The organism is uncultured Shewanella sp., assembly GCF_947497935.1.
GTDB lineage: Bacteria > Pseudomonadota > Gammaproteobacteria > Enterobacterales > Shewanellaceae > Shewanella.
The window spans coordinates 38,552-53,329 of the sequence record NZ_CANMIO010000002.1 but is presented as its reverse complement, the minus strand read 5'-3'; the positions used below and the strand labels follow the sequence as shown (position 1 = coordinate 53,329).

Annotated in this window: 13 protein-coding genes; 6 read left to right on the top strand and 7 right to left on the bottom strand. The window is 44.7% G+C overall.

Annotated features, from left to right (window positions below; translation table 11 throughout):
* Nucleotides 1–157: 157 nt before the first annotated feature.
* Entirely contained in the window at nucleotides 158–3,358 is a 3,201-nt protein-coding gene (locus Q1A86_RS02405) for a DUF3427 domain-containing protein (protein ID WP_299802543.1), read from the bottom strand.
* A gap of 174 nt (nucleotides 3,359–3,532) precedes the next feature.
* Complete coding sequence (locus tag Q1A86_RS02400; protein WP_299802539.1) at nucleotides 3,533–4,396, bottom strand: YicC/YloC family endoribonuclease; 864 nt, start codon at nucleotides 4,394–4,396, stop codon at nucleotides 3,533–3,535.
* A gap of 263 nt (nucleotides 4,397–4,659) precedes the next feature.
* Here Q1A86_RS02400 and rph point away from each other — a divergent pair, with 263 nt between their 5' ends.
* Together rph and pyrE are read left to right on the top strand one after the other, a co-directional pair.
* Entirely contained in the window at nucleotides 4,660–5,373 is a 714-nt protein-coding gene (gene rph / locus Q1A86_RS02395; protein ID WP_299802526.1) for a ribonuclease PH, read from the top strand.
* Between the two features lie 101 nt (nucleotides 5,374–5,474).
* Entirely contained in the window at nucleotides 5,475–6,116 is a 642-nt protein-coding gene (gene pyrE, locus Q1A86_RS02390) for an orotate phosphoribosyltransferase (RefSeq protein WP_220760937.1), read from the top strand.
* Between the two features lie 265 nt (nucleotides 6,117–6,381).
* Here the strand turns inward: pyrE and folE are convergent, their stop codons facing one another.
* The 5 genes from folE to coaBC form a co-directional block, all read right to left on the bottom strand.
* The gene (folE, locus tag Q1A86_RS02385) at nucleotides 6,382–7,041 is read right to left on the bottom strand and encodes a GTP cyclohydrolase I FolE (RefSeq protein WP_299802514.1); all 660 of its coding nucleotides are present in this window, start codon (nucleotides 7,039–7,041) and stop codon (nucleotides 6,382–6,384) included.
* 235 nt (nucleotides 7,042–7,276) lie between these two features.
* Nucleotides 7,277–9,241 (bottom strand): S9 family peptidase, encoded by a 1,965-nt coding sequence (locus Q1A86_RS02380; protein WP_299802509.1) that lies wholly within the window; start codon nucleotides 9,239–9,241, stop codon nucleotides 7,277–7,279.
* A gap of 134 nt (nucleotides 9,242–9,375) precedes the next feature.
* Nucleotides 9,376–9,969, bottom strand: a complete 594-nt coding sequence (gene slmA, locus Q1A86_RS02375) for a nucleoid occlusion factor SlmA (RefSeq protein WP_202722731.1) — start codon at nucleotides 9,967–9,969, stop codon at nucleotides 9,376–9,378.
* A 99-nt stretch (nucleotides 9,970–10,068) separates the two neighbouring features.
* Nucleotides 10,069–10,527, bottom strand: coding sequence for a dUTP diphosphatase (dut, locus tag Q1A86_RS02370; protein WP_299802502.1), 459 nt, complete (start codon nucleotides 10,525–10,527; stop codon nucleotides 10,069–10,071).
* Nucleotides 10,527–11,720 carry a bifunctional phosphopantothenoylcysteine decarboxylase/phosphopantothenate--cysteine ligase CoaBC gene (gene coaBC, locus Q1A86_RS02365; RefSeq protein ID WP_299802494.1) on the bottom strand — a complete coding sequence of 398 codons (1,194 nt, stop codon included), beginning with the start codon at nucleotides 11,718–11,720 and terminating at the stop codon, nucleotides 10,527–10,529. The genes dut and coaBC overlap by 1 nt, the downstream gene beginning before the upstream one ends.
* 150 nt (nucleotides 11,721–11,870) lie before the next feature.
* Between coaBC and radC the strand changes: the two genes are divergently transcribed.
* The 4 genes from radC (at nucleotide 11,871) to argA (ending at nucleotide 14,737) form a co-directional block, all read left to right on the top strand.
* A complete protein-coding gene (gene radC / locus Q1A86_RS02360; RefSeq protein ID WP_299802481.1) occupies nucleotides 11,871–12,548 on the top strand; it encodes a DNA repair protein RadC in 678 nt (225 codons plus the stop codon).
* Nucleotides 12,549–12,672: 124 nt separating this feature from the next.
* Nucleotides 12,673–12,909, top strand: a complete 237-nt coding sequence (gene rpmB / locus Q1A86_RS02355; RefSeq protein ID WP_028769274.1) for a 50S ribosomal protein L28 — start codon at nucleotides 12,673–12,675, stop codon at nucleotides 12,907–12,909.
* A gap of 6 nt (nucleotides 12,910–12,915) precedes the next feature.
* Complete coding sequence (gene rpmG, locus Q1A86_RS02350) at nucleotides 12,916–13,089, top strand: 50S ribosomal protein L33 (RefSeq protein ID WP_299802451.1); 174 nt, start codon at nucleotides 12,916–12,918, stop codon at nucleotides 13,087–13,089.
* 328 nt (nucleotides 13,090–13,417) lie between these two features.
* On the top strand, nucleotides 13,418–14,737 hold the full coding sequence (gene argA, locus Q1A86_RS02345) for an amino-acid N-acetyltransferase (protein WP_299802444.1): 1,320 nt from the start codon (nucleotides 13,418–13,420) through the stop codon (nucleotides 14,735–14,737).
* Nucleotides 14,738–14,778: the final 41 nt, after the last annotated feature.

Below are 14,778 nucleotides of genomic sequence, written 5' to 3'. Positions count from 1 at the left end.
GACTAGAGTAGGGGAATAGAGTAGGGGAATAGAGGGGCTCGGACGGGGAGATAATTGCGTTTGCTTAGATGAGTGAGTGGCGCACTTTTACTTTGAACAAGGGCCACTCATTTTATCATTGGGAATAGGCAGGTGGTGTGCTTAGTAAAACGACCTATCAGCCAACAGCTAGCTTAGCAGTGTCATGCCACATATATGCAGGCATAGCTTGTTTTAGCTTCCATGTAATATTCATTGGTTGAGAGCCTTCATGCTTAACAAAGTCTACAGGGCCAAAATTCACAAATCCCATGGTTTTTCCATATTCATCTTTAGCTTGCTCTCTAACAAATAGGATGAATGTCTTGTTGTTTTCTTGCTGCGTTATATAGCCTAATCCTCTACCAGAGGTTGGCTTGGCACTGTTTTGGGTTTGCCAATGAAATAGCGTAGGGCTAATCGCGTAGTCATGGTACATGGTCGTTGCTGAAAACTGTTTTTCGCATTTATCTAAGGTAACAAACAGCAGTTCAGTATTGGCACCAGCAATATTAAGTATCCCTTCTCTACTGGATGATTTCTTATCAAATGTACTATCGCCAAACGCGACTAATATATGTTCCTTGGGATAACGTACATGCATCTTCAATGGCGAGTTATCCACTACTGCATTGCTAACTGCAGACATTTTAAATTCTTGTGTCGCTAAGCGTTCAATAAGCAGTGAAATAACGTCACTAAGCTCGTCTTGTAGTTTGTTATGTTTTAGTGCAAACAAGCTCTGCTCAACGGTATCAAATCCGGCTTGTTTGCCCGTTTTGTCCCAAAAATCATAGTGACACATGGTTGAAAAAAGCTGATTGTGTTGCTCATCTTTTGGCTCAACACTAGCTTGAGTTGGCACTGAGAAGTTGTTTTCACATAATGCTTTGATGAATCGCAAATAAGAGATAGAAGTGCAGCTTAATAAGCGATTGTTGATAGCACGATAGTAAGCGGCATAAATGGCTAGCTGGTTCTGCTGTATATCTTCACCGCAGCTTGTTTCTATAAGTGCTCGCCAACCACCAAACTTACCTACTTTTACTTTATAGATATCCTCTAATGACAAATCAGGGTAGATATGCAGAAAGTTTGCTAGCGTAAGAGGTAAATCAGTCACGTTAGGGTAGTTTGAAATTAAGTTAAGCAGTCTGTTTTTGTTTAAGGTTGCTAGCGATATGTTCCTTAAGATCATTTGCTGCGTTTTTTCTTGCAGTTCTATTCGGCAGCCTAAAGGTAAATGTGGGAACCCTTGTTTGATCTCTTTGGAAATAGATTGGTTGGTTTTGCCGATAAGCGCTCTAAACTTATGGGAAAAATCATACTCAGGACGAGAGTTACCAACGAAATCAATGACGGTGCAGCACTCTTTATCTTTAGTCAGTCGTAAGCCGCGACCTAATTGTTGAAGAAAGATAGTCAGACTTTCTGTTGGTCTTAAAAACAGTAATGTGTCCAGCTCTGGAATATCGACACCTTCGTTGAATATATCAACCACAAATAGCACGTTAATTTCTTTCGATTTTAAACGTTGCAGCTGAATATCTCGTTCTTTTGAATTGTCACTGGTGAGTACGCCGCAAGGGATATTGCTTAAAGTGAACTTTTGCGCCATGAAGTTAGCGTGATCTTTACTTACGCAAAACGCCAATGCGCGCATTTGCGATATATCTGTAACGATCTCTTCTAAGCTTCGCAGTATTCGCAAGACCCTTTGGTCATTGTAAGTGTAGAGCTTAGTCAGCTCGGCGATATCATAACGGCCTTTTGCCCATGAAATCTTTGTGAGATCGGTGTCATCATCAACTGCGAAGTATTGGAACGGTGATAAATGCCGTTGATTAATAGCTTCTGGTAATCTGATTTCAGCGGCAATGACATTACAAAAGTCTTTAAGAATATCAGCGCCATCATGGCGCTCTGGTGTGGCTGTTAAACCGAGTAAGACTCGAGGTGTAAAGTGTTGCAGAATCGCGCGATAACTGTTTGCTGCTATGTGATGGACTTCATCGATAACAATGTAATCGAAGTAATCTTCGGTTAATTGAATGGTCGCTAGTTGATTGTTTAAGCTTTGGATTGATGCGAACAACTGATTAAACTTTTGTGGTTTATTTTGCCCTACAAGTAGTTCGCCAAACTGGTTACTTTTTAAAACGCCGCGATATGCACTTCTTGCCTGTTTTAAGATTTCCTCTCTATGAGCCAAAAATAAAAACTTAGCTTCAGGATTCTCTGCATAAAATTCAGCGAAATCAAATGCTGAAATGATGGTTTTTCCAGTGCCTGTTGCTGCGACAACAAGGTTTCGATACCTTCCGTGAAGCTCACGTTCTACTTTTAGTTTATCTAAGATTGCTCGCTGATGTGAGTGTGGTTTTATATCAAAATAAAAGCTTTGTGCGGATGTATCGTAGGTACCTCTGGCCTTCTGTAATGCGTTAACTAAGCGCTCTTTGCTTTGAGTCTTACCATCAAAATATTCAAAATCGGGTGACTCCCAATAGGTTTCAAATGTACTGAGAGATTTTTCAATAATATGTGGGATCTCTTGTGAGGTGATCTTTAAGTTCCATTCTAAGCCACTAGTTAAAGCTGAATGCGACAGGTTGGATGAACCGATATAACCAGTATGAAAGCTCGAATTACGCATAAATAGATAAGACTTTGCGTGTAGGCGTTCTCTGTTGGTGTTGTAGCTCAGCTTCACTTCCGTATTTGGCAAAGACGCCAAGAATTCAACGGCTTTAGCATCTGTCGCTCCCATATAGGAGGTGGTGATAATCTTTAGCTGTTTACCGCAGCGAGTAAATTCTTCCAATTCTTTTTTAAAGATCCTGATCCCAGCCCATTTGATAAATGAGACTAACCAATAGATCTTATCGGATGACTGGATCTCACGCTTAATCTCAGTTTCAAGAGATACGCCTGCATTGCTTCCACAAAATAACTCGCTCTGAGTGAGTCCTGTTAGTGGCATGATGCCTTCAATATACTTTGGGAAATCTGAGGATATTGGGTTTTGCTTGTCGAGCAATGCTGTCAGGATCTTGCCTTGGCTATCAATGAGATTTTCGGTGATGAGTTCACTATCGCGAATGTTAGCGCTAAGCCATTCGATGACTTTATTGGCTAAACTGATTTGCTCAAAAACACGGTTATCGCTACTAGGTACAGAGTCTATCGCTATTTCGATAATTCGAGTCAAAAAGCGAGAGAGCCAAGAGGCGGCTTCACCATTTTCTAATGAACGTTCGCCAACATAGAAAGCTTTTCGATCTAATTTCTGCTCGACTAACTGAGTTATCAGTTGCTCATATATGCCGGTTTGGTTCATTAAAAGTGCTTTTATTATTTGAAGTTAGCTAAGAATAACTGAATTGATTAATAGAAATAAGTAGTGATGTTTAATCTTATTACCTGAACTTGAATTACTGATTTGCAGCCAACAAAAAGCCCAACATTTAGCTGGGCTCTTTTTGTCAAAGCAATTTGTTCAAACGAAGAAAGCTTATTCTACGTTCTGGATCTGTTCACGCATTTGCTCGATAAGCACTTTAAGCTCTACCGCAGCAGCGGTTACTTCTGCACTGATTGATTTCGACGCTAGGGTGTTTGACTCTCGGTTGAACTCTTGCATCATAAAGTCTAGACGGCGGCCTTGTGCGCCACCTTTCTTAAGAATGCGGCGTGTTTCAGCTACGTGGGCGTCAAGACGGTCCATCTCTTCGGCAACGTCCATCTTCTGTGCTAGCAACACCATCTCTTGCTCCATACGAGCAGGGTCTAGCTCACCGGTGATTTCGGCTAAACGGTTAGTGAGCTTGTCACGCTGCCACTGCATGACTTGTGGCATGTGCTCACGCACTACAGCTACTTGCTCAACGATTTGGTCAAGGCGGGTTTGTAGCATGGTGTTGATTGCATCGCCTTCACGGCCACGGGCTTCGATAAATTGATCGATTGCCGCATCAAAAGCCACTAACAACTCTTTGCCTAGTGCGTCCATGTCTTGCTCTGAGCCTGACATCACACCTGGCCAGCGTAGTACGTCAACCACGTTTAGCTCGCCTTGGCCTGCTTCGTTCTTCACCCAGTTAGCGGCATTGATAATTTGCTTAGCTAGATCTTGGTTTAGCTGTAGTTCGCTGTCGTTCTTTTCGTTTAGGTCATAGCGAAGGTTAACTTCGACTTTACCGCGGTTTAGGCGTTTACGTAGACGATCTCTAAGAACAGGCTCCAAGCTGCGGAAATGTTCTGGTAGGCGCAGGTAAGTTTCTAGGTAGCGCTGGTTAACTGAACGGATTTCCCAAGAGGCGGTGCCCCAATCTGCTTTGTGCTCAATGCGAGCGTAGGCTGTCATGCTTTGGATCATTGATGATTTCCAGTGTGATTCGTCTAAGTGAGTTGTGATTATATACCCAAACAAATTGTAGGTGCATTTAATTTGCTCATGCTGCCGCTTTGTAAAAGAGTGCTTTAGGGCTTTCATAGCGTCGATTGCGGTTATTGCGAGCTTATGCGCAAAATCAGCAGGCTGTTTTCTGCTGAGTTTACGGATTCAGATAGCATAGTGGCGCACATGTCCCTATAATATGCAGCCAAATTACCCCATGCCCTTAAATACAGGAATTCATCATGCGCCCAAGCAACAGAACTCCAGCACAGTCTCGCCCTGTGACTATTACTCGCCAGTTCACTGCTCATGCCGAAGGTTCGGTTTTAGTAGAATTTGGTGACACCAAAGTACTGTGTACCGCTAGTTTTGAAGAAGGCGTACCGCGTTTCCTTAAAGGCCAAGGCCAAGGTTGGGTAACTGCTGAATATGGCATGTTGCCACGTTCGACTCACAGCCGCATGCAGCGTGAAGCCGCTCGTGGTAAGCAGTCAGGTCGTACGCAAGAAATCCAACGTCTAATCGGCCGTTCACTGCGCGCTGCAGTAGATATGAAGTTGCTAGGCGAAAACACCATTGTTATCGACTGTGACGTGATCCAAGCTGACGGTGGTACGCGTACCGCTGCGATTACTGGTGCATGTGTTGCATTAGTTGACGCGCTTAACTGGGCTCGTGGTAAAGGCATCTTGAAGACTAACCCACTTAAGTTCCTTATTGCTGCGGTAAGTGTTGGTATTTATAAAGGCGAGCCAATCTGCGATTTAGAATATATCGAAGACAGCGCTGCTGAAACTGACATGAACGTGGTAATGACTGAGACCGGTAAGATCATCGAGATCCAAGGTACTGCAGAAGGTGAGCCATTTAGCCATGAAGAGCTATTGAGCTTACTTGATTTAGCTAAGCACGGTATTCGCGAAATCGTTGATACTCAGAAAGCTTCATTAAGCTAATCATCGTTTTTGTTATTAGGGCCCTACGGGGTCCTTTTTGTAAGTAAAGAAAAACCAAATAATACACAAAGTATTATCCCCTACATTTTTAAGGAGAGATTGTGAAAGCCTATCAACGTGAGTTTATTGAATTTGCCCTAGAACGTCAGGTACTTCGATTTGGCGAATTTACGTTAAAGTCAGGCCGCACTAGCCCTTATTTCTTTAACGCAGGCCTGTTTAATACGGGTCGTGACTTAGCGCGTCTAGGTCGTTTCTATGCTGCGGCGCTAGTTGACTCTGGTATTGAGTATGACTTGCTATTTGGCCCTGCATACAAGGGTATTCCAATCGCGACGACGACTGCTGTTGCTCTGTGCGATCACCACGATATCGATATGCCTTACTGCTTTAACCGTAAAGAGAAGAAAGATCACGGTGAAGGTGGCAGCTTAGTAGGTAGCGAGCTGCAAGGCCGCGTAATGCTAGTTGATGACGTGATCACAGCCGGTACCGCGATTCGTGAATCAATGGAAATCATTGAAGCGCATAAAGCAGCATTAGCTGGTGTGTTGATTGCACTAGATCGCCAAGAGAAGGGCAAGGGCGAGCTTTCTGCGATTCAAGAAGTTGAGCGTGACTTTGGCTGTGACATCGTGTCTATCATCAAGCTTGAAGACTTGATCAACTACTTGTCTGAAAAGTCAGGTATGGAAGCAGAGCTTGCAACGGTAAGCGCTTACCGCGACCAGTATGGGATTTAAAAGATAAGCTCAGATTGCTAGAGCGTTCGCGAGCTCACTTCGAGAGCGCTCACAAGTTCGATTCTAGAAAAAAGCAAAAGCTATTTGGCTTTTGCTTTTTTGTTTTCAGTCTCTCGCAGCGGCATGCCGCGTTCTAGAAGAGCCGAAGGCTCGCTCTCGAATCTGCTTTGACTTTTCGTGAGGCCGAAGGCCGTCCTCGAAGCGAAGCGTCCTAGAACCTAGAACCTTCTTTTACCTAATTACTTAGCTCTTAGTTGCTTAACTTTTAGTTACTTAAGAATTCAGCTCTTGTCGCTGGGTTTGACTTAAATTTGCCGCCAAGTGCTGTGGTGGTGGTTGAGCTGGTTGAGTCCATCACGCCACGTGATTTTACGCAGTAATGCACCGCGTCCATCTTCACTGCCACATCTTGAGTGCCTAATAGCGCTTGTAGCGCCACTAGAACCTGTTGCGTTAAACGCTCTTGCACCTGAGGACGCTGCGAAAAGAAACGCACGATACGGTTTATCTTAGACAGGCCAATGATGTTCTCACGTGGTAGGTAAGCCACGGTAGCCACACCATCGATGGTGACTAAGTGATGCTCACAGGTGCTGGTTAAGCTGATGTCATTAACCTTGACCATTTCATCGAAGCCCATCTTGTTTTCGATGACGGTGATCTTGGGAAAGTTGGCGTAGTCTAAGCCTGAGAATATTTCATCGACGTACATCTTGGCGATACGACGTGGGGTATCCGCTAGGCTGTCATCGCTTAAATCCAGTGACATTAAGGTCAAGACTTCACGCATATGGTGTTCAATCTTGTCTTTGCGCACTTCAGCGGTTAGGTCGCTAGGTAGCATAGGCGTTTCTAAGCCGCGCTCCATTAATGCAGCCTTTACGATTTGAGCAGATTCACTGAGGATTGCTTCTCTTGATGTCATAAGTTCCTCCTTCACCATAAATCATCAATGGTGAGTTTCGTATCCTTTGTACTAGGGCCGTGAGTCTCATTGGGAGACTTGGTGATCTCATAAAAATGAACAGTTAGACTGGTAACTGTTTGCATTGTATTTAGAGAGGACGAGAGAATAGCGCTATTTGCTGTAAATATACACCGAAAACCGCATTGGAGATAAGAAAAACCGACTAAATTAGTCGGTTTTTCTATTTTGAGGATTACAATTTAAGATTGGTTTTTAAGAAGCTAAGCATTTCACTGTAGTACTTAGCTCGATGATCATCGTCATAAAAGCCATGGCCTTCGTCATCCATAACTAGCTTTTTAAAGGGGTAATTGTGTGCTTTCAACGCATCTTCAAGGGCTTCAAATTGCTCGATTGGCGCACGCTCATCTTCTCCGCCATGTACTAGCATGATATTAGCCTTTAACTTGTCGACATTGTGAGTAGGTGACATAGCTTTGAGTACCGCTTCATCTTCACCTAGAACCTCTTGGAGGTAGCGTTTACCTGCGCGGCGTCCTTGCACATCGCCTTCATCGAACATCAGCTGTAGATCATAAACCCCAGCAAAACCGATAGCGCATTTAAACAGATCCGGCTCTATCGCAGAGCTCTGAATCGCTGAGTAGCCACCAAAACTTCCGCCTACAATGCAGATGCGGTCTTTATCGACCATGCCTTGCTCGATAACATATTTAGTGGCGTCAATAATGTCGTACTGAATATTTGTGCCCCATTTTTGGTGGCCCGCATTTTCAAAGCCGTTGCCGTAACCACCTGAACCACGGAAATTGATTTGGAGAACTGCTGCCCCTTGGCTGGCAATCATCTGGTTCTGCGGATCGAATCCCCACCAATCTCGCGGCCCATGAGGTCCACCATGTGGGTTAACCACTAAAGGAAGATTTTTCGCTTCCTTACCATGGGGCAAGGTGAGGTATCCGTGGATTTCAACTCCATCTCGACTGGTGAAATGAATCGGCTTAATTTCTGCCATTTTAGTTGAGTCGAGCCATTTCTTCTGCGAGACGAGGTATTCAAGCTTGAAGGCTTTAGTGTCAAACAGGTAGTAGTCGCCAGGGTTACGATCATTAAAGGCTTTAATAAGGATTTTATCGGCATTAGTTGTTTGGCTGACTATGTGGATCTGATACCCAGGAAGTGATGCCAGTAATTGCTTGAGATATTTTGCAGAAGGATCGCTTGAGTCTACAAACTCGTAAGTTGGGTAACCGTTTTCATATTCAACAGCATAGAGCTTCTTGGTGGTCGCGTTGATCCATACGTTGCTTGGATCAACCACGTCATCTTGGCTGACGAGATTTTTATCACCGGTTTTAATATTAATTAGATATATGCCAGCAGGCTTACCTGCTTCACTTGCGGTGACATAGAGGCTGTCTTTGTTATCGCTAAATGCAATAGGTTTTATTGCGTCTAAGCCTAGGTCCAGCTTATCGGTATTCACCCAATTACCATCGTCTCTGTAGTAGAGTTGTGTGTTAACGAAATCTCGGGTACCACTGACAAAACGCACGTTACCATCATGGTCGTTTAGGAAATCAGCATAAGGAATAGGGGCGCTAGCGATTTTCTTCCGTTTGCCCTTGTAAACATCGACACGATAAACCTTCTGACTTTTTTCTTCCCAATTACTCCCTCCGTTACCCCAAGGGAGCGCTTGTACTAGCATATAACGATCATCTTCAGGCATTGGGTCTAAGATATAGGCTGTGGCTCGAATAGGTGTATTTTTTTTAATGTTTGAACCAACTTGTTGCCCGCTCCCTTTATATCCAAATAAATAAGTGGCTTTTGAACCATCGGCATTGACTGCGATTAATTCGCCATAATAGAGGGGGTGATCGCTCCAGCCTTTAAGGTACTCTTTTTGTAGTACCACGCGTTCATCGTTTACCCACTCATAGTGGCCAACTTGGGCATTGCTATCAAAAAATACGGCATGCACCGGATTCTTGTTTGTAGCGTTTAAGATGATGAGCATGTTCTTGCCATCTTTCTTAGAGATAGCACTGAGATAATCTCCGCCAGGAGAGATCTTTACTTGAGAGAATTCTGCAGAACGACTGAAAAGACTCGCTGCATCATCCGTTTTTGCGGATGCGTTACAACTCAGCCAGGCAAAGCATGCCAAGCCAATGATTTTGACAAGTTTCATACAACTTCCTTGTGGAAACAAATGTGAATTTTTAAGTAGTTTCAGTATGAAAAGTAAACTAAAAGTAGGACGGAAACAATAGTTAATGGAGGAAATAGCAGCATATGAGTCATGCTGCTATTGTATTAGAATATTTAGCTTTGAAGTAGTTGCTGCTGAATGAAGTTCCACTGCTCATTGAAATGTTTGGTCGGCTTGAGTTTAAACTCACTACGGACAAACTGAGCGATTCGGCCTTCGGCCACTGCAAGCAGCAGATTGGCTAGCACGGCTTCGTCAAGATTAAAGGCTTTACCTTCACGCAGGCTTTTTTCACGTAAAATCTGCTTTAGGTGAGTCTCAATTTTCGAGAACAGCTGGCTAATACGACTACGTAGACGCTCGTTTTCGCCTAGCAGAGCATCGCCATTAAGTACGCGTGAAATACCTGGGTTGCGCTCGGCAAATACCAGTAGTAACTGCAGCAGTTGCTGACAACGCTTCATGGTGTCTTTCTCTTCGTCCATGATCAGGTTGATCCGCGACAATAGCGACTCTTCGATAAACTCAATCAGCCCTTCAAACATGCGCGCCTTACTTGGGAAGTGGCGGTAAAGCGCCGCTTCTGAAACGCCGACTTCAGCGGCTAGCTTTGCTGTGGTGATCCTTTGTCCTGGGCTTGTTTCTAGCATGGTCGCTAAGCATTGGAGGATATGCTCACGACGGTTTATTTTTGGGCTTGCAGCCATTTATCTGTCCTTCACTCGATTACTACTGAGCGAGACGGCAAGGAAACATTGCTCCATGCTATCCATTAAAAGTGATTGCGCAAAAAGCTCAACAATCAGTTATTTGGTTCCTGAGTGGCCAAATCCACCTGCGCCGCGATCCGACTGGTCAAACTCATCTACAAGTTTAAATTCAGCCTGAACAACCGGTACAAATACCAGCTGCGCGAGTCTATCACCAATTTCGATTGTAAAAGGCTCACTGCCACGGTTCCAACAAGAAACCATTAATGGACCTTGATAATCCGAATCGATAAGTCCAACTAAGTTACCTAGAACGATGCCGTGCTTATGGCCTAATCCTGAGCGCGGTAAAATAATTGCCGCTAGGCTCGGATCGGCAACGTGAATGGCTATTCCCGTTGGGATAAGCACAGTCTCACCCGGCTGGATAACCAATTGGGTATCTGTGATGGCGCGAAGATCCATGCCTGCACTGCCAGAAGTGGCATAAGCGGGTAGTGGGAATTCGGTGCCAATGCGTGAGTCTAAAATCTTTAATTCGATTGGTGTTTTCATCAGTTTTTTATTTTGTTCGCTATTAAAGTAAGCAATTGCTTGGCTAAAGTGTCTTTATCGACAGCGGGTAACTCGGTGCTACCATCACTCCAAAATACGCTTAGGGCGTTAGAGTCGCTGTTAAAGCCAATGGCGCTATTTGATACGTCATTAGCGGCAATCATGTCGAGCTTCTTACATGTTAACTTTCCACGGGCATATTGCTCTACATCATTGGTTTCAGCTGCAAATCCGACGGTGAATGGTCGGGCGGCATGGCTGGCAACGCTGGCTAAGATATCAGGATTTCGCACTAGCGCAAGTTGCATCTGCTCAGCCGATTTCTTGATTTTACTGTCGGCGACTTCTGCGATGCGGTAATCGGCAACGGCGGCGCAGCCGATAAATATTTGGTGCTTGTCAACTTGTGGCATCACCGCATCTAGCATCTCTTGCGCCGACTCTACATCGACTCGGGTGACGCCTGCGGGCGTAGCTAGGTTGACGGGGCCGGCGACTAAGGTGACTTCTGCGCCCATCTGTGCTGCAGCTTTTGCAAGGGCAAAGCCCATCTTACCTGAGCTATGGTTGGAGATATAACGCACCGGATCGATAGCTTCTCGAGTCGGACCTGCGGTGAGTAGCAGTGACATGCCTTGCAGCAGTTTTGGGCCAAAGAATTCAACCGCTTTGTCTGCAATCGCCACGGGCTCAAGCATTCTACCTGGGCCGACTTCGCCACAGGCTTGTGAGCCAGAATCTGGTCCCCAGATGTGGATACCGCGCTCGGCGACTTGTTTCAAGTTAGCTTGAGTGGCGGCGTTGCGATACATCTGTTGGTTCATTGCGGGGCAAATTACCACAGGGGCTTCGGTAGCTAAGCAGGTCGTGGTAATCAACTCATCGGCCATGCCGGCATTAACCCGAGCGATAAGGTTGGCCGTGGCCGGAGCGATAACGACTAAGTCTGCCCAACGCGCGAGTTCGATGTGCCCCATAGAGGCTTCGGCTGTTGGATCCAGCAGATCGGTAGCCACTGGATAACCAGAAAGTGCCTGCAAAGTTAGCGGAGTAATAAATTCCTGTGCACTTTGACTCATAACAACACGGACATCGGCGCCGCGTTCCTTTAACTTGCGTACTAGGTCGGCCGACTTGTATGCGGCAATGCCGCCACCGATACCCAGTAATACTTTTTTGTTATTGAGACCCATAGTTAACTCTTTTTGATAATCACGTTGTGGACCAAACCTTATGTCACACAGCAGAAGTTGGCCTAAGATATCACAAACCTCTAAATGGTGATGAACAACTTCCAAAAATCTAGACCATACTCAAACATAGTAAACAACAGGGAGGTTGTGATGGCGATAAAGGATTGGCCCGAAGGCGAGGCACCGCGAGAAAAATTGTTGAGCCAGGGGGTAAAACAATTATCAGATGCTGAATTATTAGCGGTTCTGCTTAGAGTGGGTTTAAAAGGCTTAAGTGCGGTAGAGCTGGCTCGTGTAATGATTAATGAGTTTGGAGGCCTTAGAAGCCTGCTTAATGCGTCTCAGGAACAGGTTTGTCGATTAGATGGGATTGGGCCGGTAAAATTTGCTCAAATGCAGGCTGCAGTGGAGTTGGGCACCCGAATTTCGCAAGAAAATCTAAAAAGAGGAAAAATTTTATCTGATCCTGATTTAACTCGGGACTATTTAATGAGACAATTGTCTGATCGTGCCTACGAAGTGTTCGCTATTTTATTGTTAGATAGTCAGCATAGAGTGATTCAATTCGTTGAATTATTTAGAGGGACAATCAATTCGGCATCGGTTTATCCACGTGATGTGGTGAGTTTGGTGCTTGAAAGAAAGGCTGCGGCTGTGATTGTTTGTCACAACCACCCCTCTGGAATTGCAGAGCCTAGTACTGCCGATAGACGAATTACTGAGCGATTGAAACAAGCCTTACAAACTATCGATGTTTCCTTGTTGGACCATATGGTTGTAGGCGATCGAGAGATAGTTTCTTTTGCAGAAAGGGGATGGATAGATTAACTATCCCTTGATCTTTGATTTTAGATCCTGTATAAAATGCGCCCTCTGTTGTGTGCCTCAGGCGACGGCCGTGTTCGAGGTGCATTAATGCTCGAGCGTTAAATATTGTTTTGGAGAGATTGACATGTCAAGAGTATGCCAAGTAACTGGCAAGCGACCAATGGTTGGTAACAACCGTTCGCACGCGAAGAATGCAACGCGTCGTCGTTTTTTACCTAACCTACAGAACCACCGTTTCTGGTTAGAAGACGAAAAGCGTTTCGTACAGCTACGTGTATCTACTAAAGGTATGCGTATCATCGATAAGAAAGGTATTGAAGTTGTTGTTGCAGAACTTCGTGCCCGCGGCGAGAAGGTGTAATAAACCATGGCTAAAGCTAAAGGTAACCGTGAGAAGATCAAGCTAGTTTCTAGCGCTAACACTGGTCATTTCTACACGACTGAAAAAAACAAGCGTAACATGCCTGAAAAAATGGAAATCAAGAAATTTGATCCAGTTGTTCGTCAGCACGTTATCTACAAAGAAGCTAAAATCAAGTAATTACTTGTTTAAGCATCTTGGAAAAAGCCTCTATTTATAGAGGCTTTTTTTTGCCTAAAATTCAGTGGTTCTTGGTATCTCTTGGTATTTGGTCATTGTAAATTCAGCCACATCGCTAACTGCTCACTTGCTCAATTCTAACTGGCTCGGTAATAAGAAACCCCACGGCCTTGCTGCTCAGCGTATAGCCAAAATATAAACAAATAAAATGAAAATAAATGCTTTTTAAATGAATTTAAATGCAATATCATCTTGGTAAGTTGCTGACTCATTGTGTGCTGGGTAGCAGTTCAAATGAATATCTATTTATTTTAAAGGTGATTCTAGCGTGCGTACCACTGAACTTGTTGATGGATTCCGTCATTCCGCTTCCTATGTTAATGCCCATAGAGGCAAGACCTTCGTTGTGATGCTAGGCGGTGAAGCGCTGGCACAGAAACAGTTCCGCGCAATTATCAATGATATTGCGCTATTGCACAGCCTTGGGATCAAAATAGTCTTAGTTCACGGTGCGAGGCCGCAAATTGATGAAGCGCTGGCGCAGCATAGTCTGGCAGCCGAATATTACAATGGTGTGAGGGTGACAGAAGAAGATGCCCTTAAAGTCATTAAACAGGTTGTTGGTGGCTTACATCTCGATATCACGGCGCGATTATCCATGAGCCTCAGTAATACCCCGATGCAAGGGGCACAAATCAACGTGGTCAGTGGTAATTTTGTGATTGCCCAGCCGTTAGGGGTTGAAGATGGCGTCGATTATTGCCTAAGTGGAAAGGTGCGCCGTGTCGATGGTCAAGGCTTACAGCGTCAGCTTGATAATGGCGGCATCGTATTGCTAGGCCCTGTGGCGGCCTCAGTAACGGGTGAGAGCTTTAATCTAACTGCGGAAGAGGTAGCCACCCAAATTGCAATAAAACTCAAAGCAGACAAGATGATAGGCTTTAGTGCCCAGAAAGGTATCTTAGATAACGATGGGCAGGTTGTGGCGGAGTTGATGCCTACCGAAGCGCAAAAAATCTTGAATGACTTCCCTGAGGTTTCTCCTTTATGTGTAGGAACTAAGGCCTTCTTAGAGGCCAGTATCGATGCTTGCCGTAATGGGGTCAGTCGTTGTCACTTTGTGAGTTATCTCGATGATGGTGCTCTCTTACAGGAACTCTTCTCCCGCGATGGTATCGGTACCCAGATTGTTACCGAAAGCGCCGAGCGTCTGCGTAGAGCAACGATTAGGGATATTGGTGGCATTTTAGATCTTATTCGTCCACTCGAGCAAAAAGGCATTTTAGTCAGACGTTCGCGTGAACAGCTAGAGATGGAGATCGAGCAGTTTATGTTGATTGAGCGCGACAGTTTAGTTATCGGCTGCGCGGCATTTTATCCCTTTGAAGAAGACAACGCGGGTGAGTTTGCTTGCTTAGTGGTGCACCCTGAGTATCGTGATGCCGACAGAGGCAGTTTACTGCTGCAAAACATCATTGGTCAGGCAAGAGTGCGTGGTTACTCACGCTTATTTGCGCTGACGACTCGCAGTATTCATTGGTTCTTAGAGCATGGCTTTAACATCGTTGAAGTTGATGAATTGCCAGAGAAGAAAAAGCAGCTTTATAACTACCAACGTAAATCTAAAATTTTGACGCTCGAACTGTAATTTGCTCAATAGGGCCCGATGTTGACATATTATGTCTGTAT